Origin of the sequence: Janthinobacterium sp. SUN118 (assembly GCF_030397695.1) — a bacterium.
Taxonomy (GTDB): domain Bacteria; phylum Pseudomonadota; class Gammaproteobacteria; order Burkholderiales; family Burkholderiaceae_D; genus Janthinobacterium.
The window spans coordinates 2,811,029-2,833,307 of sequence record NZ_JAPUBV010000001.1; the positions used below are offsets into that span (position 1 = coordinate 2,811,029).

Here is a 22,279-nt window from a genome sequence, read left to right on the forward strand (position 1 = left end):
CGCCTGTGCCGGCACGCCCGGTTCGGCGACAATGCCCGCATGAAACTCTCCCCTGCCCTGCTCGTGTCACTGGCCCTGTCCCTGCCCGCAGCTGCCCAGCAGCAAGTTGCCTGTCCGTATGCTGCCTGGAAAAGCGGCTTCAAGGGCGATGCGCGGGCCCAGGCCACGTGCTTGCTGCGCCCCGTCAAGCTGTATGCGCGCCTGGGCGCCAGCGCGCCGCTGCCCGCCTTTCTCGACAGCCACGTCGGCCAGCACACGGACATCGCCCCGGCCAGCCTGCGCGCGTATCTGTCCACGCACGGCATCGATGAAATGGACGTCGGCGGCGCCGTCGACGCGCCGCTGTCGCGCGCCGTGGGACGGCTGGTGGCGCCCGTGGCCCGCTATTTCGTCATCCACGACACCAGTTACCCGAATTTCCTGCTGGACGCGATTCCCGCCCACGTCAACGACGCCAGCTGGGATTTCAACGACTTTACGCTGCGCAATCCCGCCCTGGGCGGCGGTCCGAAAGGCCATGTGTATGTGAACCGCCTCGGCGATTCGCTGGCGGTGCGCGACTTTGGCACGGCCGGCTACGCCAGCAAGCTGGAAAAGGACAAGCCGTCGCTGACGGGCCTGTTCCTGCACGTGGAGCTGGTGCAGCCGCGCCGTTCCGTGCCCGCCGGCGGCAAGGGCAACGATGGCCTGGCGCCCGACCCCGGTTTCACGCCGGCGCAGTATGACCGCCTGGCCCTGCTGTACCTGGCCGCCAGCGTGCGCAAGGGCACGTGGCTGATTCCCGCCTTCCACGCCGTGCTCGACACGGGTTTTGCGAACGGTCATGATGATCCACAGAACTTTTCCCTGGCCGATTGGTCAGCCTCGCTTGCGCGCCTGGAGGCGGCCCTGCGCCAGGCCAATACTGGACAATAATGCGTTTCCCTGACGGCTGATTTGGCGCATACTATTAAGCGCATAGCCATTCCTGCCAGGGAGTTCAGGTGAGTAACACCACGCATCATCACGCGGATCGTCGGGCAGCCGCAGGCCCGCCGCTGGCGCGCGCGCAGCGCATCTTTGCCATGCGCGACGCCGTCCTCACTGCCTGGGAAGACCGCGTGCGCGCCTGCGTGCGCGGCGCCGACCAGCTGCTCACGCCCATCCTCATCAATACCTTGCCGGCCTTTTTCGACAACCTGGCCGAGGCCCTGACGCCCGGCCATCCGCGCGAAAACGCCGCCAGCAACAGCAATGTGCCGGCCGTGCATGGCAACGAGCGGGCGCGCATGACCAATTACGGGCCGGAACAGGTGATCCAGGAATACCAGATCTTCCGCGACTGCTTCGCCGCCGTCGCCCACGAGTCCGGCATCACCTTGCGCCGCAAGGACTGGTGCGTGATCAACGAATCGATCGACGTGGGCATCCGCGAATCGATACGCGAATTTACCAGCATGCATGAAGGCTTCCGCCGCCGCATCGCGGCCGGCCTGTCGCACGACATGCGCAATCCGCTGGCCGTGATCAGCACCAGCGCCCAGTTGCTGCTCAGGCCAGCCGAACCGGAACGGGTGGCCGTGCTGGCGCACAAGATTGCCGAACACAGCAAGCGGCTCGACAGCATGATCGAGGAATTGCTCGACACCCTCAGCTACCACCAGGGCCAGCAGCTGCCGCTGGTGCTGAGCCAGTTCGACGTGCTGCCGCTGGTGCGCGCCGTGGCCAGCCAGGTCAACCTGCAGCGGCCCGATAAATGTATTGTCAATGGGCAATCTGTCGTCGGCTGGTGGTGCGAGAATTCGCTGCGGCGCGCGCTGGAAAACCTGCTCAGCAATGCCCTCAAGTACGGCGATGACGCCGCCATCGGCTTGCATGTGGAACAGACGCACGAACGCATGATCATCACCGTGCACAATGGCGGCCACCCGATCGCGCCGGAACAGGCCGAGCGCATCTTCGACTACCTGCGGCGCGAAAACCATGGCCCGGCGCCAGGCTGGGGCATCGGCCTGCCCTTCGTGCAGAACGTGGCCGAAAGCCATGGCGGCAGCATCGCCGTCGACAGCTCGCCCGAGACGGGCACGAGCTTCATCTTCGACTTGCCCGTCGATTGCCGGCCCTTCGTCCATCCGGCCGACTTCCCCATAAACTGACAAGTAACGCACCAATACGGTGCAGATGACGGATTTACGCCACAAAAGTGGTCATTTTTTACACAATTTCACGCGTGCGGCATTGCTGCGGCATTGGCACACTTCCTGCTGAGCTATAGTCAGACCAAGGCTCAAGGGGAAATCACAACATGGCAAATTTTTTCAATGAAATGACTGCAGATGACGTGGGTACGGACGGCAAGGTACGTGAACACTATCGTGAATTTAATAGCTGGCTGGAGCAGCAATCCCCCGACACCATCGCCCGCAAGCGGGCCGAAGCCGACCTCACCTTCCGCAGGGTCGGCATCACTTTTGCCGTGTATGGCGACGATGCCGGCACGGAACGCCTGATACCGTTCGACACCATCCCGCGCATCATCCCGGCCGCCGAATGGGCGCAGATGCAGACGGGCCTGGTGCAGCGCGTGCAGGCGCTGAACATGTTTATCCATGATATTTATCATGAACAAAACATCATCAAGGCCGGCATCATTCCCGCCGAGCAAATCTACAAGAATGCCCAGTACCGCCCGGAAATGCAGGGCATCGCCGTCGCTTCCGACATTTACGCCCACATCGCCGGCGTCGACATCGTGCGCGCCGGCCAGGGTGAATTCTATGTGCTCGAAGACAATCTGCGCGTGCCATCCGGCGTCTCCTACATGCTGGAAGACCGCAAGATGATGATGCGGCTGTTCCCGGAACTGTTTGCGCGCAACCGCATCGCCCCCGTCGACCACTATCCGGACATGCTGCTCGACAACCTGCGTTCCGTGGCGCCGATGGGGATCGATGATCCCACGGTCGTCGTCATGACGCCCGGCATGTACAACTCCGCCTACTTCGAGCACGCGTTCCTGGCCCAGCAGATGGGCGTGGAACTGGTGGAAGGCAAGGATTTGTTTGTCAACGATAACTCGGTCTACATGCGCACGACGCGCGGCCCGAAGCGCGTCGACGTCATCTACCGCCGGGTCGACGACGATTTCCTCGATCCGCTGGCGTTTCGGTCGGACTCGTCGCTGGGCGTGCCGGGCCTGCTGTCCGTCTACCGCGCCGGCAGGGTGACGCTGGCCAACGCCATCGGCACGGGCGTGGCCGACGACAAGTCGGTCTACCCTTTCGTGCCCGACATGATCAGGTTTTACCTGTCGCAGGAGCCGATCCTCAACAACGTGCCCACCTACCAGTGCCGCAAGCCGGCCGATCTGTCCTACGTGCTGGCGAACCTGGCGCAACTGGTCGTCAAGGAAGTGCATGGCGCCGGCGGCTACGGCATGCTGGTGGGCCCGGCGTCGAGTGCCGCGCAGATCGAGGACTTCCGCCAGCGCCTGCTGGCCAATCCGGGCGGCTACATCGCCCAGCCCACCCTGGCCCTGTCAGCCTGCCCCACGTATGTCGAGGCCGGCATCGCGCCGCGCCACATCGATTTGCGTCCATTCGTGCTGTCCGGCAAGACGATTTCCATGGTGCCCGGCGGCCTGACCCGCGTGGCGCTCGGCGAAGGTTCGCTGGTGGTCAATTCCTCGCAGGGCGGCGGCACCAAGGATACGTGGGTGCTGGAACCATCGTCCGTCTTTGCAGGAGAAAAAACATGCTGAGCCGCACCGCCGATCATTTGTTCTGGATGGCCCGCTACACGGAGCGGGCGGAAAACACGGCGCGCATGCTCGACGTCAACATGCAGACCTCGATGCTGCCGCAGTCCGAGCAGGATGCCGAACAGGGCTGGCGCGCCACCCTGGGCATTTCCGAACTGCAGAGCGCGTATGACCACAAATATGGCCGCTTCCACACGCGCGACGTGCTCGACTTCATGGTGCGCGATCCGAACAACCCGTCGTCCATCCTCGCCTGCCTGACGGGCGCGCGCGAAAATGCCCGCGCCGTGCGCGGCACCCTGACGACGGAAGTGTGGGAAATCCAGAACGCCACCTGGCTCGACATGCAGAAACGCCTGAAAAGCAATCTGCTGGAAACGGACCCCAGCCAGTTCTTCGAATGGGTGAAATACCGCTCGCACCTGTCGCGCGGCGTGACCCTGGGCACCATGCTCAAGGATGAGGCCATCCATTTCATCCGCCTCGGCACCTTCCTCGAGCGGGCCGACAACACGGCGCGCATCCTCGACGTGAAGTTCCACGGCGCGCGCGACACGTCGAAAGACATCACGCAGCGCGATTTTTACTACTGGGCGGCGCTGCTGCGCTCCGTCTCCGGCTTTGAAATCTACCGCAAGGTGTACCGCGACGTCATCACGCCGGCCAGGGTGGCGGAATTGCTGATGCTGCGCGGCGACATGCCCAGGTCCCTGCTTGCCTGCATGGAAGACGTGGTGGAAAACCTGAAACATATCCGCAACGATGTCTCGGCCGATACGGAGCGTTTCGCCGGCAAGCTGCATGCGGAGCTGAAATTCGGCCATATCGACGACATCATGAAGGCGGGCCTGCACCTGACCCTGACGGAGTTTCTGGAAAACATCTATGACCTGGGCAACCGGGTCAGCCGCGACTTCCTCGTTCCCCTGGCGGCCTGATGCAGCTCACCATCCGCCACGAAACCCATTACGCCTACAGCGCGCCGCTGGCCTACACCATCCAGCAGCTGCACCTGACGCCGCGTATCGAGCCGCAGCAGCGCGCCCTGTCCTGGCAGATCACGACGCCGGGCCGGTGCCACGCCTACACGGATGCCTACGGCAACCTGTCGCACATGCTGACCATCAATGGCAGCCATCATTCGCTGAGCCTGGTGGCCCAGGGCGTGGTGGAAACCATCTACCCGCACAAGGGACGGCTGAACCTGGTCGATACCCTGTCGCCGCTGTTGTTTACCATGCCGACGCCGCTGACGCAGGCCAACCCGGCCATCCTGGAGCTGGCTTGCGCCAGCCTGCCGGACCGGCGCGTGACGGCCGGCACGGGCCACTTGCTGCGCCTGGCCGAAAGCATCGTCGGCAAGGTGGCCTATGAAAGCGGCGCCACCATGGTCACCACCACGGCCGGCGACGCCCTGGCCCTGGGCCGCGGCGTGTGCCAGGACCACGCGCACCTGTTCCTGGCCTGCTGCCATGCGTGGGGCATCCCGGCCCGCTATGTCTCCGGCTATATCGACCCGGAAACGACGGGCCACGCGGCCAGCCACGCCTGGGTCGATGCCTGGGCCGAGGACACGGACTTCGCGGGCTGGGTCAGCATCGACGTCACGCATGCCCGCCTGATGACGGATGCGTATTGCCGGCTGGCCATCGGCCGCGACTACGATTCGGCCGCCCCCGTGCGCGGCGTGCGCCAGGGTGGCGGCACGGAAACGTTGCGCGTCGATGTACAGATTGTGCCCGTGTAACCCTGCAGGAATGAGGCTGGCCGGGCCTTGCGGCGGATCGCCTGGGCCCGGCTGGTGTAGAATGCTTCCCCTTTTACTCGATTTGCTACGATGACTTATTGCATAGGCGTGCGCCTGAACGAAGGCCTGGTCTTCCTGTCCGACTCCCGCACCAACGCTGGCGTGGACCAGGTGGGCACCTTCCGCAAGATGAGCGTGTTTGAAAACCCGGGTGACCGCATGCTGGTGTTGATGACGGCAGGAAACTTGTCGATCTCGCAAGCCATCCGCCAGCTCGTGTCCGAGCACGTGGATGCGGACGGACGCAGCATCTGGAACGTGGCCAGCATGTACGACGCGGCCCGTATCGTGGGCGAAGCCGTGCGCACCGTGCACCAGCGCGAAGCGAAGGCCCTGGCCGAGTGCGGCATCGACTTCAATGTCAGCATCATTTTAGGGGGCCAGATAGGCGCCGAGCGCTGCCGTTTGTTTCAGGTGTATTCGGCCGGCAATTTCATCGAATCGCACGATGAAAACACGTATTTCCAGATCGGCGAAGCCAAGTACGGCAAGCCCATCATCGACAGGGTCATCAACCCGACCACGCGTCTGGACGAGGCGGCCAAGTGCGCACTCATTTCCATGGATTCCACCTTGCGCTCGAACATTTCCGTCGGTTTGCCGCTGGATCTGCTCGTCTACGGGACGGACAGCCTGGCCGTCACGCGCTTCGTCACCATCGATGAAAAGAACCAGTATTTCCGCATGATCCGCGACACGTGGGGCGAGCAATTGAAACATGTGTTCGAAGGCATCGCCGATCCCGTATGGAATGCCACGCCGGAAACCACCACCAACGTGCTGTCGTCGACGAATATGCACAGCAAGCCCGTGCGCGTCAGCATTCCCGGACACGTCAGCCGTGGCGGCCTGAGCGTGGCGCCCCTGCAATCGCTGGCGCAGCAATTCAGCGACGACAAGCAGCATTGATCTGCCGCGCACCGCCTGCGCGCGGTGCTGGACAAGTCGCCTTCCGCGTGCTTTTATGGCAATATGGCTAGCTAGGCTATCCATATTGCATAGAGAGGCAGGTGGCGCATGGACTTGATCACTTCCGCCGTCGTCGCGGCCATCGGGCATGGCGCCCCCGGCCACGCCGCCGAGGCCATCAGCAGCCGCTACCGGCAGCTGAAGACGGCCATCGCAAAGTTCGACGGTGCGGCTACCATCCTGGCCGCCATCGCCGCGCTCGAGGCGGACCCGGCCCATCCCCAGCTGCGCCTGGCGCTGGCGGCCGCCCTCTCCACGGCGAAGGTGCCGGACGACATGGAAACCCTGTTCGCCGCGCAAGGCTTGCTCGATGCCCTGCAACGCCCCGTCACCGCCATCGACATCACGCCGGCCAGCGTGCCCACGCCCGCCGACAAAAGCGCCGTCGTCTCCAACTATGCCGTCGTGAAAGTATATTTCGCCACCGACCGCCAGCGCGACGTGGGCAAGCCGGCGGCCCTGCGTTTCAGCGGCGAACGCAGCACGGGCGGCGGCGATGCCCCGCTCAGCTATGGCAGCTGCGACATCAGCATCCCGCGCGACCACCGCATGGGCCAGCTGGAATCGCCGTCGCTGTGGCGCCTGGAATTGCGCGAAGACCCGGCCAAGCACGTCGTGCTGCTGGAAACCGAGGTGCAGGACCGCGATAATTTCTTTGCGGCATTGAGGACGCAAGTGCGCGCCTCGGCCGGCAAGAGCGCCTTTGTCTTTGTGCACGGCTACAACGTGACGTTCGAGGACGCGGCGCGGCGCACGGGGCAGATGGCCTACGACCTGGGCTTCGATGGCGCGCCCGTGTTCTACAGCTGGCCGTCGCGCGGCGAACTGGCGGCCTACACCGTCGATGAAAACAATATCGAATGGAGCACGCCGCACATCGCCGCCTTCCTGGCCGATTTCCTCGCGCACAGCGAGGCGGCGCACGTCTATCTGGTGGGCCACAGCATGGGCAACCGGGGCCTGGCGCGCGCCGTGGCCGAGCTGATGGGGGCGCAGCCGCAGCTGGCGCAAAAGATCACGGACATCATCCTGACGGCGCCCGACATCGACGCCGCCATCTTCAGGCACGATATCGCGCCGAAACTGGCCGGCGCGCGCAACCCCGTCACCCTGTACGCCTCGTCGCAGGACCTGGCCCTGGCCGCCTCGAAAACCGTGCACGGCTACGCGCGCGCGGGCGACAGCGGCGCCGGCATGCTGATCATGGCCGGCGTGGAGACCATCGACGCCAGCGGCGTCGATACCAGCTTCATCAAGCATTCCTACTTCGCGGAAAAGCGCTCGGCCCTGTCCGACATGTTTTATTTGATACGCAACAATGCGCGCGCCGACCAGCGCTTTCTCGACCCCGTCGATACCGTGGCCGGCCGCTATTGGACATTCAAACCGTGACGCGGCTTCATGCACGGGGGCACGCATGCTAAGATACGGCCATGAGGGTGCCAAAGGCACGGCGATGACGCCGCCAGCCCGTCCACCCGTAAGCAGGCCATATCATGTTGACATCTTCTTTTACACCGCAAGCCGAGTCGCTGATCCGCAACACCAACGCCCGCGTCACCAAGACGCGCGTGAAGGTGCTCGACTTTTTAATGGCGCAAAGCCGCTCGCTGACCCACCATGAAATCCAGCAGGCGCTGTCGCAGGACAGCGATATCGATTCCGTGACCCTGTACCGCGTGCTCGAGTGGCTGACGGAAAATGAACTGGTGCACCGCATCGCGGGTGCCGACCAGGTGTGGCGCTTCAGCGCGGGCGCCGGTCACCAGGCGCACGAACACGCGCACTTCCAGTGCACGAAATGCGCGAACGTCACCTGTTTCAACGAGGTCAAGCTGCCCACGCCCGTTGCCCTGCCAGAAGGTTTCAGCGGCGACGAGGTCGATTACCTGATCAAGGGCCTGTGCCCGCGCTGCAAGTAATTTCCCAAAAGACATCACCTGTAGACATCACCTGAGCAGCAAGGCCAGGTGATGCTCGTCATAGAACAGCTCGCCGACGCGCATCGAGCGCGGTTCCGTGCCATAGCCGATAAAGCCCAGCGATTCATACAGGCGCAAGGCGGCATTGTTTTCCGCGTTCACGCTCAGATGCACTTGCAGGATGGCGGGATCATGCTCGGCCAGCGCGATGCAGGCATTGACGAGGCGGCGCGCCACGCCCTGGCCCCGGTAAGCGACGTCCACGAAGACGCCCCACAGCAGGGCCTTGTGCGACAGCTGGCGCATCGGCTCGCGCCGCAAGCCCGCAAAACCGACGAGCCGTTCGCCGTCGAAGGCGCCAAACGCCCGCTGCATGGCGCCGCCGGCGATGCGCTGCACGTGTTCGTCTGGCGTGCGGGCCAGTTCATCCTCGCGCGACGAGGAAAACGCACTGGGCGCCTCCTGGATGGCGCGCAGGCGCAGCGCGCAAAAGGCGGTGGTGTCGGCCGGCGTCAGCAGGCGGATGGCGATATCGTGGGCGCTGGCGTTTGTCATGGCGGGATCCGGCTGTTTTTGCCCATTATACCCACGCCGCCCGCCCCTGCAGCGCACGCCTAGTGCACCTTGTCCGCGCGCAAGCCGTACAGGGTCCAGCCGTACAGGACCGCCATCAACAGCACCATGGCCGCGCCCAGCGCCACGGTCCAGCTTTCCGGCATGGACCACGCAGGCTCCAGCTTGCCGGCCGCCATGTAGCCGGCCATGGCCACGCAGATGGCGACGATGGGCCAGCCCAGGCGGCGCCGGAATGCGCGCACGATATCCTCCTTGCCGGTGCGCATGACCCTGGCCGTCACCCAGCCATCGAAGGTATCGGTCACGCCCATGCCCACGGCAAACACCAGCGCCGTCAGCAAGGCCGGCCCCATGCCACCGAGGGCCACGGCCGCATAGCCCCAGGCGGCCGCCTGCAGGGCCGTATCGAAGACTAGCGCGAACAGCATGCCGACGAGGATGCCGCCCAGCGGGCCGGCAGCGCCTTTCAGCCATCCGGGCAACATCCGGGCGCGCACATTGGCCAGTTGCGCGCCGGCCAGCAAGGTGCGCGCATTCATGGCGGCGATGAGCAGCAGCAAGGCGATGGGCAGCCACTCGAGCCAGCCGAACACAGCTTCCGACGGCGTGAACTGTTCCGCCGCCAAGGCGGCCACGGCAACGATGACCAGCACGGTGATGCCATGCCCCAGCGCAAACATCGCGCCCATCCACGGTGCCCAGCGCGGGTGCGCGGGCAGGCTGCGCAGGGTCAGGCCATCGACGGCGGCCAGGTGGTCCGGTTCCAGGCCGTGCCGCATGCCCAGCAGGAAGATCAGCGCCAGGGCGGGCAAGCCCGCTTCCACGCTCATGCGGCCACCCCGACTGCCGCCCCCGCCACGACCTCGGCCATCATGCTGGCCGGACTGGCGGCGCCAGCCACGCAGCGGTCCAGGCCACGGATCAGCATATCCTGCGGCAAGTCGCGGCCGATGAAGATCATGGTGCTGGCGCGCGTTTCATCCTCGCGCCACGGCGCACCCAGTTCCGAGCCCATCAGCATGTGCACGCCCTGGAAGACGGCGCGGCATGGCAGGTCGGCGACATGCAGGATACCCTTGTAGCGCATCAGCTGGGTGCCGAACAGCTGCACCACGGCATCGAGAAAATTTTCCACCTGCAGCAGGTCGAGGGCCTGGGACTGGTGATACACGAACGATTGCACGCCGTCGCCATGGCGATGGCCCAGTTCGCCGAGGAAATCCGGCTCCAGCTCGACGATGGCGTTCAGGTTGAAGCCGCGGATGTCCAGGATGTCGCGCAGCGGCACGTTACCAAAACTCAGCTTTTGCATGCCGGCGCGGCAATTGATGGCCGCCAGGCGCTGGCGCAACGCGGCCAGCTCGGCCTTGCTGACCAGGTCCGTCTTCGACAGCAGCAGGCGATCGGCAAAGCCCACCTGCTCCTGCGCCTCCCTGTGCGCCGTCAGTTGCTGCTGCGCGTGGCGCGCGTCGACCACGGTCAGGATGGCGTCGAGCATGTAAAACTCGCTGACGGATGGTTCCGCAAAGAAGGTTTGCGCCACGGGACCCGGCGCGGCCAGGCCCGTCGTTTCGATGATCACGTGGTCGAAATCGATGGCGCCCGCCGCGCGCCTGGCGTGCAGTTCGCCCAGGATGCGGATCAGGTCGCCACGCACGCTGCAGCAGATGCAGCCATTGTTCATTTCCACGATCTGCTCGTCGCTGTCCTGCACCAGCAGTCCATGGTCGATGCTTTCGGCGGCGAATTCATTTTCGATCACGGCGATGCGGTAGCCGTGATCGCCCTGCAATATGCGCTTGAGCAAGGTGGTTTTCCCGCTGCCGAGAAAACCCGTGATGATGGTGACGGGGATCAGTTCTGTCATGCTTTTTTCCTCTTCAAGGTTAGTCTTCCAGTTCTTCCATGCGTTGCCATTGGGGAAACGGGTCGGGCAAGCTGCGCCAGGCCGCCATGCCCTTGCGCGTTTCCGTATAGTTCAGTTGGCATTTTTTCAAGTCCGCCTCGATCGCGGCCTGGTCCATGTCCTGGCCGATGAAGACGATTTCCTGGTAGCGATCGCCATACGTCTCGTTCCAGCCCGCCTGCATTTCCGCCAGCGACTCGGCGTCCGTCGGCCAGCGCTCGCGCGGCACGGCGGCCCACCACAGGCCCACCGGTTCGATATTCATCAGCTTGCCCGCGCCGGACAGGCTGGCCACCCATTCGGGGCGGTTGGCCAGCCAGAAATAGCCCTTGCTGCGCACCACGCCGGGTATCGGCCGGGAAATGTAATCGTGCAGGCGCTGCGCGTGGAACGGTTCCTTCGCCCGGTAGACGAAGCTGGCTATGCCATAGGCTTCCGTTTCCGGCGTATGGATGCCCGCCAGCTCTTGCGCCCAGCCCGGCATGCTGGCCGCCTGCTCCAGGTCGAACAAGTTCGTGCCAAGGATGGCGTCCAGCGGTACGACGGACTGGTTGGTTTCGATGACCGTGGCGCCCGGATTGAGGGCGTGGAGGATGGCCAGCACGCGCCGGCGCTCGTCGGCCCCCACCATGTCGACCTTGTTGAGCACGATGACATTGGCAAACTCGATCTGTTCCGTGAGCAAGTTGGCCAGCTGGCGGTCGTCGCCCTCGCCCGCGATTTCGCCGCGCTGCTCCAGGCTGTCTTCGCTGTGGAAATCGTTGAGCAAGTTGGCGCAGTCGACCACGGTCACCATGCAGTCGATGCGCGCCACGTCGTTCAGGCTGTCGCCATGCTCGTCCTCGAAGTCGAAGGTGGCGGCCACGGGCATCGGCTCGCCCACGCCCGTCGATTCGATCAGCAGGTAGTCGAAGCGGTCTTCCGCGGCCAGGCGCCGCACTTCCAGCAGCAGGTCGTCGCGCAGGGTGCAGCAGATGCAGCCGTTCGACATTTCCACCAGTTTTTCTTCCGTGCGCGACAAGGCCGCGCCGGCCGCCTCGGCGCTGTCCTTCACCAGCGAAGCGTCGATATTGACGTCGCTCATGTCGTTGACGATGACGGCCACGCGCTTGCCTTCGCGATTGCGCAGTATGTGGTTGAGCAAGGTGGTCTTGCCGGCGCCGAGAAAGCCGGACAGGACGGTGACGGGGAGTTTGCGCTGGGTCATGGGTATCTTTCGGATGGGGGTGTTGATAGGGGCAAGCAAGGGCTGCAATGGACGCGGATTTTTAAATGCAAGTCTATTGCGTTTTGAATTATAATGCAGCTCACTTGCATTTGTGCGGCAATCTTCGTTTGTTTGCTACCGGAAAGAGAAACCATGCTCCACCTCGCCTCACTGACGTACGGCTATGACGACGCGTGCCCCGTGCTCGACATCGCCGCCTTCCACTTGCCGGCCGGGCGCCACGCGCTGCTGCTGGGACCATCCGGCTCGGGCAAATCGACCTTGCTGCATCTGCTGGCAGGCATCCTGGCACCGCAGCAAGGCCGCCTGGAAGTGGCGGGCACGTCGCTGGCGGGCCTCTCGCCGCGCCAGCGCGACAGCTGGCGCGGCAGCACCGTCGGCTTGTTGCCACAGCAACTGGCGCTGGTGCCCAGCTTGAACGTGCTCGACAATGTTTTGCTGCCCGCCTATGCCAGCGGCAAGCGGCCCGACCGGAACCGCGCGGCCAGCCTGCTGGGCCAATTGGGGCTGGCCGACAAGCTGGCCGCCTATCCGCACGCTTTGAGCGGCGGCCAGCGGCAACGAACCGCCATCGCGCGCGCCGTCTTCATGCGCCCGCGGCTAATCCTGGCCGACGAGCCGACGGCCAACCTCGATGACGGCGCCTGCGCGGCCGTCGTCAACCTGCTGGCGCGGCAGGCGGCACAGGCTGGCGCCTCGCTCGTCATCGCCAGCCACGACGCGCGCGTGCTGGCCGCCTTGCCGGACGCCGCCGTGCTGCGCCTGCCTCGCGCCGGGCTGGCGCCATGAACGCGGTGACGCTGGCCTGGCGCGCCCTGCGCCACAAGCCGCTGGCATCGGGCCTGAATCTGCTGCTGGTGGCGATCGGCATCGCCATGATGACCTTCATCCTGGCCGTCTCCAGCCAGCTGGAGGAGCACGCCGGGCGCGATGCGCAAGGCATCGACCTCGTGGTGGGCGCGAAAGGCTCGCCGCTGCAGCTGATCCTGTCGTCCGTGTATCACGCTGACATTCCGACCGGCAACATTCCCGAGACCACGCTGGCGGCGGTCGCCGCGCAGCCCTTGGTGAAGTCGCTCATCCCCCTGGCCCTGGGCGACAATTTCCACGGTTTCCGCATCGTCGGCAGCACGACGGCGCTGCTCGATCATTACGGCGCACAACTGGCGCAAGGCGGGCCGCCCTCGCAAGCGATGCAAGCCGTGTTCGGCGCCCGGGCGGCGCGCGCCACGGGAGCGACCCTGGGCGCCACCTTCGCCGGTTCGCACGGGCTGGCGGCGGGCGGCGAACTGCATGACCACGCGCCCTACACGGTGGCGGGCATCCTCAAGCCGACGGGCACGGTGCTCGACCGCCTGATCGTCACGCCGGTCGCGTCCGTGTGGCGCGTGCACGAAACGGACCCCGACGAGCAGCCGGCCGAGCCAGCCGCGACGGCCCCCGGGCGCGAACTGACGGCCGTGCTGCTGCAATACGCATCGCCGCTGGCCGCCATCAGCCTGCCGCGCTGGGTGAACGGCCAGCCAGGATTGCAGGCCGCCCAGCCGGCGTTCGAGGCGGCGCGCCTGTTCAACCTGCTGGGCGTGGGCATCGCCGTGCTGCGCGCCATCGCCGCCGGCGTGCTGCTGGTGGCGGCCCTGTCGCTGTTCGTTGCCCTGTATGGCGCGCTGGAAGAACGCAGGATGGATCTGGCCATCCTGCGCACCCTGGGCGCCTCGCCCGCCAAACTGCTGGGCCTGCTACTGATGCAGGGCTTGCTGTTGTCATCGACAGGGGCGGCGCTGGGCTGGCTGCTCGGGCATGGCGGCGTCGCGCTGTTGCAGTGGAGCATGGATGGCGAGCAAACGCTGAATTTGCAGGCCTGGCGCCTCGCGCCCGATGAAGCGTGGCTGCCCGTCATCGCCGCGGCCGTGGGCTTGCTGGCGGCCGCCCTGCCCGCCGCGCGCGCCTACCGCACCGATATCGCCGCCACCCTGGCGCGCCCGTGAAAGGAAAATGCAATGTTGCATCGCCTCTTGTTGAAACGCCTCGTACTGGGCGCTGGCGCACTGGCCGGCGCCAGCCTGCTGGCCAGCGCCTCCGCTTCCGCGCTGGCCGGCGCGCTGAACGAGCCGCCCTCGTTCTTCGCCCCCTTGACGGATATCCCGGGAGTGGTCTCGTGGAAACTGCTGGGCAAGGCCACCACCGTGAAGGCAAGCAAGGGCCGCATGGTGCCGAAGTACACGCCGGACATCCGCGCGCTCGACAACACGGACGTGAAAGTGCAAGGCTTCATGATGCCCCTGGAACCGGGCCAGAAGCAGAAGCATTTCCTGCTGACCGTCACTTCGGCCAGCTGTCCCTTTTGCCTGCCTGCCGGCCCGGAAGGCGTAGTCGAGATCAAGAGCCGCACGCCGGTCAAGTTCAGCTACGCGCCCTTCATCCTGCAGGGCAAGCTGACAGTGCTGGCCAGCGACCCCATGGGCCTGTACTACCGCATGACGGACGCCACCGTGGTGCCGCCATGAAAGCGTGGCTGCTGCCGCTGCTGATCGCCGGCAGCGCGACCGCCGCGCCGCTGCGCTTCGACCTGCCCCGCCTCGATGCGGACGGCAGCCTGGGCCTGCGCCAGTACCGGGGCCAGGCCGTGGTGCTCAATTTCTGGGCCAGCAACTGCCCGCCCTGCGTCCGGGAGTTGCCGATATTGAATGCCTACGCCGCCAGCGCGCCCCGGCAACGTCTGATCGGCATCGCCATCGATACGCGGGCAGCCGCGCAAGCGTTCCTGCGAAGCCACCCTGCCAGCTATCCCCAGGCCTTGGCCTGGCCAGACTTGTTGCCCATCTTTGGCAATCAAATCAAGGGCTTGCCGTACACAGTGATTCTGAACTCTCAACATCAGGTCTGCACGCGGCGGCTGGGGGCCGTCGATGCGGCCTGGCTGGCCGGCGCCGTGGCCGCCTGCGCGCACCCCTGATTCCATGCGCCCCGCGCGGCTGTCATGGTGGCGTCACATGGCGGCGTTACAGTCGCGTCCTTTGAATCTTTCCGAGGGCGGTAATGAAAACAAATTGGGTCATGCTGGCGGCGCTGGCAAGTGTGGGTCTCGTCGGTTGCAACGGCAGTTCGAATACGCCGGCGGTGCCGGCCATTCCCGAAGGCACGACGGTCACCGTGGCGCTGCTGGAAACGACGGACATCCATTCGAATGTCCTCAGTTACAACTACTATGCGCTGGCCGAGGACACGAGCCTGGGCCTGGAGCGCACATCAACCCTGATCCAGGCGGCGCGCGCGGAAAATCCGAACAATGTCTTGCTCGACGATGGCGACGTCATCCAGGGCACCCTGCTGGCCGACCTGCAGGCCGTGGCCGCGCCCGTGCCTTGCAGCGGCACCCTGGCCGTGCACAAGGCCATGAACGCGCTGAAATACGACGCGGGCGGCATGGGCAACCATGAATTCAACTATGGCCTGGTTTACCTGAGCCAGATCACCAATACGGACTTCGGCATCCCCGGCGTGGTCAAGCCGACGGGCACTTGCGGCGCTCCCGCCTTCCCTTCCGTGCTGAGCAATGTCGTCGGCGTGGCCAGCGGCAAGCCCATCTTCCAGCCCTATACCGTGCTGCCCCGCGATTTCGATGCGACCGCGCCCGATGGCAGCAAGCTCAAGGTCAAGATCAATGTGGGCGTGCTGAGCTTTGTGCCGCCGCAAATCCTCGAATGGGACCAGAAGGTGCTGGCTGGCAAGGTCAGCGTAACGGGCGTGCAGGAAGCGGCGAAACAGTACGTGCCGGAACTGCGCAGCAAGGGCGCCGACCTGGTCGTGGCCCTGTCGCATGGCGGCCTGGACACCAGCGCCTACAGCCCGAAGATGGAAAACGGCAGCTATCACCTGACCAGCACCGGCATCGATGCGCTGATGATCGGCCACTCGCACTTGATCTTCCCGAAAGGCAAGGAAGTGGGCGCGGCCGCGCTGGACGCCTCGTTTGCCGCCTTCCCCGCCAGCGCCAAGATCGACGCCGTCAACGGTTTCGTCAACGGCGTGCCCACCGTCATGGCGCAAAGCTGGGGCCGTCGCCTGGGCATCATCAAGCTGACGCTCGCCTACCAGGGCGGCAAGTGGGTGGTGCAGCCGGCCAAGACGACGGTCGAGTCACGCGGCTTCAAGTACACGGATGGCACGACCCTCGTGAAAGCCGACCCGGCCATCGCGCCGCTGGTCGCCACCGAGCACGCGGCCACCATTGCCTACGCCAGGCAGCCGCTGGGCATCAGCACGGACTTCGAGATGTCGGCCTACTTCGCGCTGGTGGGCGATGTCAGCGCCATCCAGCTGGTGAACCAGGCGCAGCTCGACTACGTGAAGAACTTCATCGCCACCAGCACGGACGCCACTTTGTCGAGCTACAAGGACATCCCCGTCATCTCGTGCAGCGCGCCGTTCAAGGCGGGCCGCAACGGGCCGTCGGACTTCACGGACGTGGCCGCTGGCGCGACGCCGGCCGCGCCGATCGGCTTGCAGGTGCGCAATCCGGGCGACCTGTACTTATATAGCAACAACAACTTGCAAGCCGTGAAGATCAAGGGGGCGGACTTGAAGGCGTGGCTGGAAACGTCGGCCAAGCAATTTGCCCAGATCGACCCGGCCAAGACGGCCGAGCAGGACCTGGTGCCGTCGTATGGCACGATCTATAACTATGACGTGTTCTATGCGGAAAACAATGCCCTGACGTACCAGATCGACGTGACGAAACCTGCCGGCAGCCGCATCGTCAACCTCAGCTACAAGGGCGCGCCCGTGGCCGACAGTGCCGACTTCATCGTCGCCACCAACGACTACCGCGCCGGCGGCGGCGGCGCCGTGCCCGGCATCGACGGCAGCAAGACCATCATCAAGTCGCCCGATGCCAACCAGGCCGTGGTCAGCAACTACCTGGCCTCGCTCAGCACCAAGGGCGGCAAGGTGACGCTGGCGGCGAACGGTAGCGCGCGCAGCTGGAGCTTCGTCAAGACGGCCACGGCCGGTCCCGTGATCCTGCGCTCGGCGCCGGGCCACCTGGCGCTGGCGCAAGGCAGCGGCATCGTCAACGTGGCGTCCGAAGGCGGTCTCGACGCCAGCGGCTTTGCCAAGTACAAGATCGACCTGTCTAAATAATCCGTTGTGCAACTCAGGCGGGCCGGGACAGCAGTGGTTCCGGCCCGCCTTGATTGAAGGTGATCATGATGAAACACGCACTCTCCCTGCCCGCCGTCGTGCTGGCCGCAGCGCTGGCCGCCTGCCAGGCGTCGCCGCCGCCCACCTCGGCCGAGATCGAAGCCGTCGCCATGCATGCGCGCCAGGCGGGCGACCACAAGGCCGAGCGCCGCGTGCGCGGCTGGGCCAGCAAGGACATGCCCGTCGCCGAGCGCGAACTGGCGTTGATTTACCAGGCCAGGCCCGAGCGCCGCGCCGATGCCCTGCCCCTGTTCGAACAGGCGGCCCGCGCCGGCGACACGGAAGCCGCGTTCGAACTGGGCCAGATGCTGCGCGCGGCCGCGCCGGAACAGGCGTGGCCATGGTACCGCCAGGCGGCGCAGCAAGGCCACGCGAAAGCTGCGCTGATGCTGGGCCTGCTGGCGGCGAATGGCGAAGGCGTGCCGAAAGACCAGGCGGAGGCGGCGCGCTGGCTGGACAAATCGAGCGCGCTGGGCAATGCACACGCCATGTTTTTGCTCTACAACGCCTACCGCGAAGGCCGCGGCGTGGCGCGCGACCCGGCCAAGGGCCGCGAGCTGCTGGAAGAAGCGGCCCACCACGAATACCCGCCCGCCATCCAGGAACTGGCCATGACGCTGCAGGCCGACGATGCGCTGCGCGCCGGCCACCTGATGAAGGAAGCGACGGAACACCGGCACAACAACTGGAACCGGTTTTAAGCCGGCTCAAGGCCAGGCCGCATTTCCAAGTGGAAGGCAGCTTGCAGGCATAAGCTGGCCCGGCACGCGCAGGTGTCCGTGCGCCATCGGATCGCGAGGCAAGCATGGCAGACCATCGGACGGGCCCGATGAAGCATGGCGACTTGCCATTCAGCTATCCAGACGGCCCGGTCCCGGGCGACGACCCGGCACGGCGCGCCATCCGCGACAGCGCGCTGCTGAACCGCCACCATGGCATGCGGTGCGATACAGCGGCAACAGCTGGTCGGGCGGCAGCCGGCAGACGGCATTGAAATGCGAACGCCTGATCCGGCGCCACTTGCCGGCAGGAATACACGGCCATGCGGGCGTGCCGGACTGGCTGCGAACGAACTGGGCCAACTATCGCCGACACGGCAGGAATGCTGCTGCAGCTTTGCGCTGCGTCAATGGTGTTGGGGTAGACATTGCCGAAGGGCTATGATGGACGCGCCGCCTCCACGGAGGCGGCGGGGCTGCTGCCGGCCCCGAAATGGATTACACTGAATTTGCTTTTTAGAAATTGATTGCTCTGGACCAGCCTCGGTGAGTCGGTACGTATCAGTACCGCATGCTCAACCCAGCCAGTGTTTGGGTAGGCGCCTTGGCTCGTCCGTTGACCTCCCTATAAAGAAAGAGTCCAATGAAAAAGCTGACCACCGCCTTTGGCGCGCCTGTTGTAGACAATCAAAACATCCAGACGGCCGGCCCGCGCGGCCCGGCCCTGTTGCAAGATGTCTGGTTCCTGGAAAAGCTGGCCCACTTCGACCGCGAAGTCATCCCGGAACGCCGCATGCACGCCAAGGGCTCGGGCGCACACGGCACGTTTACCGTCACGCACGACATCACGCGCTATACGCGGGCGAAAATCTTTGGCGCAGTGGGCAAGAAAACGCCGATGTTTGCGCGCTTTTCCACGGTGGCCGGCGAACGGGGCGCGGCCGATGCGGAACGCGACATCCGCGGCTTCGCCCTGAAGTTTTACACGGAAGAAGGCAACTGGGATCTGGTCGGCAACAATACACCCGTCTTCTTCATGCGCGACCCCTTGAAATTTCCCGACCTGAACCACGCCATCAAGCGCGACCCGCGCACCGGTTTGCGCAGCGCCAACAGCAACTGGGACTTCTGGACCTCGCTGCCGGAAGCCCTGCACCAGGTCACCGTGGTGATGAGCGACCGCGGCCTGCCGCGCAGCTTCCGCCACATGCACGGCTTCGGCAGCCATACCTTCAGCTTCCTGAATGCGCAAAACGAGCGTTTCTGGGTCAAGTTCACGTTTAAAACCCAGCAAGGGATTCAAAACCTGACGGATGCCGAAGCTGAGGAACTGGTGGGCAAGGACCGCGAAAGCTCGCACCGCGACCTGTATGAAAGCATCGAGAACAAGGACTTCCCGCGCTGGACCCTGTACGTGCAGATCATGCCGGAAAAAGAGGCAGGCACTTACCACATCAACCCGTTCGACCTGTCGAAAGTGTGGCCGCACGGCGACTATCCATTGATCGAAGTGGGGGTGCTGGAATTGAACCGCAATGCCGACAACCACTTTGCCGAAGTGGAACAGGCAGCCTTCAACCCGGCCAATGTGGTGCCCGGCATCAGCTTTTCGCCGGACAAGATGCTGCAGGGCCGCCTGTTCTCGTATGGCGATGCGCAGCGCTACCGCCTCGGCGTCAACCACAGCCACATTCCCGTCAACGCGCCGAAGTGCCCGTTCCACAGCTACCACCGCGACGGCCAGATGCGCGTCGACGGCAACCAGGGCGGCACCCTGGGCTATGAGCCGAACAGTCAGCAGGAATGGGCCGAGCAGCCCGATTTCCGCGAGCCGCCGCTCAGCATCGAGGGCGCGGCCGATCACTGGAACCACCGCGTCGACGAGGATTACTATTCGCAGCCGCGCGCCCTGTTCCGCCTGATGACGCCGGCACAGCAGCAAGCCCTGTTCGAGAATACGGCGCGCGCCATCTCGGGCGCATCCGACGAGGTCAAGCAACGCCACATCGGCAACTGCACCCTGTGCGACCCGGCCTATGGCGCCGGCGTGGCCGAGGCGATTAGCCGCCTGAGCAAGTAAGACCCGCACGCAAGACCCGTACCTCCTGCCGCGGCGACAGCCTGCGGCAGGAAATGCCTGCTCGCGCCTCGGGCAATACGGGACGGCGGCCAGGCAGCGATCGGATAAGCATCCGATGGATGGCGATTTGATAACGCGAGCTGGCGACGCGAGCTGACAACGGCCAGGCAAACACACGACAAGCTGCAGCGGCAGCCGCCGCGTGCGAGGACCCCAGTCCGGAGCCTGACCAGGCGCCCGCGCACGCCATGGTGCCGGAATGCCGCTTACCAGCGCTGGATATCGATCTGGCCCGTGATGCTCGTTTCCACCGGATAACCTTCTACTTGCAGCGGCACGCGCGGCTTGACGGACGAGTCGCGCAGGTACACGACGATGGCTTCCCGGCCGATGGCCGTTTGCCCAAGGCTGACGCCTTCGACGCCGTCGATGGCCATCAGTGCCCGCTCATTGCGCCGCTTTGCCGCTTCCAGCCGGCCGTGCGGCTGCGTTTGCCCGCCCAGGCCGCCGCCCGCCGCGGCCTGTCCGCCGCCGTCCGGCAGGTAAGGCATGGCCGCATCTTCAAAGACGGCGTACGGCGCCTGTACGAATTTACTGTTTGACATGACAAGCCCTCCTGATGCTGTCCATGATACACCCGGCAAACCGGCGTCGCCACCGCCGCCGCCTGCCGGGCAGCAGCATGCGCGGCAGGCGCCACTGACAAGTTCATCATCGTGCAAGGAGCGGCGTTATGCAAGGTGGCGTAACGCCGCCGCGTCACTGCATTCAGGTGTACAGGTTGATGTCGAGGGCCACCACCACCCGGCGCATCTGGTTGGCGAACGTGATGTTGCCGCCGCCGGCAAACAGCAGGCCGACGGGATTGCGCTGCTGGTTCCAGGTCCAGATGGACGAGCCGGAATCGCCGCCCGCACTGAAGGCCCCGCTGACGCCCGTGATGGCGATCTGGTCCTGGAACAGCGCGATCCTGCCGCCGCCATAGTTGACGTTGATGGTGGCGCCCAGGCCCGTGATGCGGCCCTGCGTCAGTTGCGTCGTGCGCCCTGACTTGCCGACAAGCATGCCCAAGGCGGGCGCCACCAGCGCGTTGCTGATGCGGAAATAGGCAGGCACGCCGCCGCTGAGGAAGACCAGTTCGGGGCGCACGCGGTCTGGCCAGGCCCAGCCGGTGGCACAGTCGACGAAATTGACGCCGCCGCTGAAATTGATGGGCACGAAGCGCTCGAGTACCGCCACCTGGTCTTGCGGACACCTGCCGCCATCGATGGGGCCAGGCTGCACGATGCAATCGTTGAACACGGCATTGTTCGAGTTGGCCAGCACGTGATTATTGCTCAGTATCATCAGGCGGTTGTTGCGCGGCGCGCTGCGGCCCACGGCCAGGCAGCCGATGGTGCCGGCCGTGATGCGGAAATGCCCGACCGAAACCCCGCCCGGCGCCGGGCGCAGGCGGAAACGGTGCGGCTGCGCATCGATGATGCCCGTGACGACGATATTCACGGGCACACTGTCGCTGGCCACGGCGCGCACGCCCATGGCACCCACGATGGCCGCCTTGGCGCGGTCGACGGAGGTCGGCTCGGCTACATACAGGGTCAGGGCCGGCATGCCCGGCTCGCCGGACGAACTGTCGCTGGCGCCCTCGCCCAGGCCGATCGACACGCCCTGGATATTGCCCGAATCGCTGAAGGCGTCGGCGGCGCGCACGCCCCCCGCCTGCAGGATGGCCTGGCGCATGCCGTCCTCGATGCTGCGCTTGATTTCCAGTAACTCCATGCTGACGCCGCTCAAGGCATCGGATGCTTCCGATACGGACGCGCTCTCGATATTGCCGTCGCCGTCGCCGGGATCGGCAAACTGGTTCACTGCCTCTTCGTCGTCCGCACTCTGTCCCTTGCCCGCCGCGCCGCCCGGCGGCGCGCTGAAACCATTGTCATTGCCGATCATGTCGTTCTCCTCGTGGGTCGCTCTGGAAGTCCAGTGTGGGCCGGCCACGGCACCCGGTATTGATCTGGATTCAACTGTGCTGCGCAGGAGCGCCGTGCGCCACCTGTGTTCAATGCGCCGGAAATAGTTCCGTTTTTAAGCTTGAGCGAGATCAGGCGTGCGGCTAGAGGCTGCGCCGTAT

At 65.1% G+C, this 22,279-nt stretch carries 21 protein-coding genes; 15 read left to right on the forward strand and 6 right to left on the reverse strand.

Features of this window, described 5'->3' with window-relative positions; genetic code table 11:
- Positions 1–39: 39 nt before the first annotated feature.
- The 8 genes from O0880_RS12755 (at position 40) to O0880_RS12790 (ending at position 8,437) form a co-directional block, all read left to right on the forward strand.
- Positions 40–915: a hypothetical protein gene (locus O0880_RS12755; protein WP_289886776.1), complete on the forward strand. Its 876-nt coding sequence runs from the start codon at positions 40–42 to the stop codon at positions 913–915.
- A gap of 68 nt (positions 916–983) precedes the next feature.
- The gene (locus O0880_RS12760) at positions 984–2,135 is read left to right on the forward strand and encodes a HAMP domain-containing sensor histidine kinase (RefSeq protein ID WP_289886777.1); all 1,152 of its coding nucleotides are present in this window, start codon (positions 984–986) and stop codon (positions 2,133–2,135) included.
- A 149-nt stretch (positions 2,136–2,284) separates the two neighbouring features.
- Positions 2,285–3,739, forward strand: coding sequence for a circularly permuted type 2 ATP-grasp protein (locus O0880_RS12765; RefSeq protein WP_289886778.1), 1,455 nt, complete (start codon positions 2,285–2,287; stop codon positions 3,737–3,739).
- Positions 3,733–4,677: an alpha-E domain-containing protein gene (locus tag O0880_RS12770; protein ID WP_071323666.1), complete on the forward strand. Its 945-nt coding sequence runs from the start codon at positions 3,733–3,735 to the stop codon at positions 4,675–4,677. The genes O0880_RS12765 and O0880_RS12770 overlap by 7 nt, the downstream gene beginning before the upstream one ends.
- Entirely contained in the window at positions 4,677–5,486 is an 810-nt protein-coding gene (locus O0880_RS12775; protein ID WP_289886779.1) for a transglutaminase family protein, read from the forward strand. Before O0880_RS12770 ends, O0880_RS12775 begins: the two co-directional genes overlap by 1 nt.
- Positions 5,487–5,576: 90 nt before the next feature.
- The gene (locus O0880_RS12780; RefSeq protein WP_071323668.1) at positions 5,577–6,455 is read left to right on the forward strand and encodes a peptidase; all 879 of its coding nucleotides are present in this window, start codon (positions 5,577–5,579) and stop codon (positions 6,453–6,455) included.
- 108 nt (positions 6,456–6,563) lie between these two features.
- The gene (locus O0880_RS12785; RefSeq protein ID WP_289886782.1) at positions 6,564–7,907 is read left to right on the forward strand and encodes an alpha/beta hydrolase; all 1,344 of its coding nucleotides are present in this window, start codon (positions 6,564–6,566) and stop codon (positions 7,905–7,907) included.
- A gap of 104 nt (positions 7,908–8,011) precedes the next feature.
- On the forward strand, positions 8,012–8,437 hold the full coding sequence (locus O0880_RS12790) for a transcriptional repressor (protein ID WP_071323670.1): 426 nt from the start codon (positions 8,012–8,014) through the stop codon (positions 8,435–8,437).
- Between the two features lie 27 nt (positions 8,438–8,464).
- Here O0880_RS12790 and O0880_RS12795 read toward each other — a convergent pair whose 3' ends face one another.
- From O0880_RS12795 to zigA, 4 genes are read right to left on the reverse strand one after another with little or no spacing between them, the layout of a single operon-like run.
- The gene (locus O0880_RS12795) at positions 8,465–8,992 is read right to left on the reverse strand and encodes a GNAT family N-acetyltransferase (protein ID WP_289886783.1); all 528 of its coding nucleotides are present in this window, start codon (positions 8,990–8,992) and stop codon (positions 8,465–8,467) included.
- A gap of 59 nt (positions 8,993–9,051) precedes the next feature.
- Positions 9,052–9,843 carry a hypothetical protein gene (locus tag O0880_RS12800; protein ID WP_289886784.1) on the reverse strand — a complete coding sequence of 264 codons (792 nt, stop codon included), beginning with the start codon at positions 9,841–9,843 and terminating at the stop codon, positions 9,052–9,054.
- Positions 9,840–10,880 carry a GTP-binding protein gene (locus O0880_RS12805; protein WP_289886785.1) on the reverse strand — a complete coding sequence of 347 codons (1,041 nt, stop codon included), beginning with the start codon at positions 10,878–10,880 and terminating at the stop codon, positions 9,840–9,842. The genes O0880_RS12800 and O0880_RS12805 overlap by 4 nt, the downstream gene beginning before the upstream one ends.
- Positions 10,881–10,899: 19 nt before the next feature.
- Positions 10,900–12,126 (reverse strand): zinc metallochaperone GTPase ZigA, encoded by a 1,227-nt coding sequence (gene zigA, locus O0880_RS12810; protein ID WP_289886786.1) that lies wholly within the window; start codon positions 12,124–12,126, stop codon positions 10,900–10,902.
- A gap of 153 nt (positions 12,127–12,279) precedes the next feature.
- On the opposite strand from zigA, the gene O0880_RS12815 reads away from it, so the two are divergent.
- The 7 genes from O0880_RS12815 to O0880_RS12845 all read left to right on the forward strand — a co-directional run bounded on the left by O0880_RS12815 (position 12,280) and on the right by O0880_RS12845 (position 20,148).
- On the forward strand, positions 12,280–12,936 hold the full coding sequence (locus O0880_RS12815; RefSeq protein WP_289886787.1) for an ATP-binding cassette domain-containing protein: 657 nt from the start codon (positions 12,280–12,282) through the stop codon (positions 12,934–12,936).
- Complete coding sequence (locus O0880_RS12820; protein ID WP_289886788.1) at positions 12,933–14,135, forward strand: FtsX-like permease family protein; 1,203 nt, start codon at positions 12,933–12,935, stop codon at positions 14,133–14,135. The genes O0880_RS12815 and O0880_RS12820 overlap by 4 nt, the downstream gene beginning before the upstream one ends.
- A gap of 12 nt (positions 14,136–14,147) precedes the next feature.
- On the forward strand, positions 14,148–14,654 hold the full coding sequence (locus tag O0880_RS12825; protein WP_289886789.1) for a DUF3299 domain-containing protein: 507 nt from the start codon (positions 14,148–14,150) through the stop codon (positions 14,652–14,654).
- Positions 14,651–15,103: a TlpA disulfide reductase family protein gene (locus O0880_RS12830; RefSeq protein WP_289886791.1), complete on the forward strand. Its 453-nt coding sequence runs from the start codon at positions 14,651–14,653 to the stop codon at positions 15,101–15,103. The genes O0880_RS12825 and O0880_RS12830 overlap by 4 nt, the downstream gene beginning before the upstream one ends.
- Before the next feature lie 83 nt (positions 15,104–15,186).
- Positions 15,187–17,289 carry a bifunctional 2',3'-cyclic-nucleotide 2'-phosphodiesterase/3'-nucleotidase gene (locus O0880_RS12835; protein ID WP_289886792.1) on the forward strand — a complete coding sequence of 701 codons (2,103 nt, stop codon included), beginning with the start codon at positions 15,187–15,189 and terminating at the stop codon, positions 17,287–17,289.
- Between the two features lie 65 nt (positions 17,290–17,354).
- The gene (locus O0880_RS12840; protein ID WP_289886793.1) at positions 17,355–18,050 is read left to right on the forward strand and encodes a tetratricopeptide repeat protein; all 696 of its coding nucleotides are present in this window, start codon (positions 17,355–17,357) and stop codon (positions 18,048–18,050) included.
- 661 nt (positions 18,051–18,711) lie between these two features.
- Positions 18,712–20,148, forward strand: coding sequence for a catalase (locus O0880_RS12845; RefSeq protein ID WP_289886794.1), 1,437 nt, complete (start codon positions 18,712–18,714; stop codon positions 20,146–20,148).
- A gap of 266 nt (positions 20,149–20,414) precedes the next feature.
- Here the strand turns inward: O0880_RS12845 and O0880_RS12850 are convergent, their stop codons facing one another.
- Both O0880_RS12850 and O0880_RS12855 read right to left on the reverse strand, forming a co-directional pair.
- A complete protein-coding gene (locus O0880_RS12850) occupies positions 20,415–20,753 on the reverse strand; it encodes a hypothetical protein (RefSeq protein ID WP_071323681.1) in 339 nt (112 codons plus the stop codon).
- A 163-nt stretch (positions 20,754–20,916) separates the two neighbouring features.
- Entirely contained in the window at positions 20,917–22,098 is a 1,182-nt protein-coding gene (locus O0880_RS12855) for a hypothetical protein (RefSeq protein WP_289886796.1), read from the reverse strand.
- Positions 22,099–22,279 lie beyond the last annotated feature (181 nt).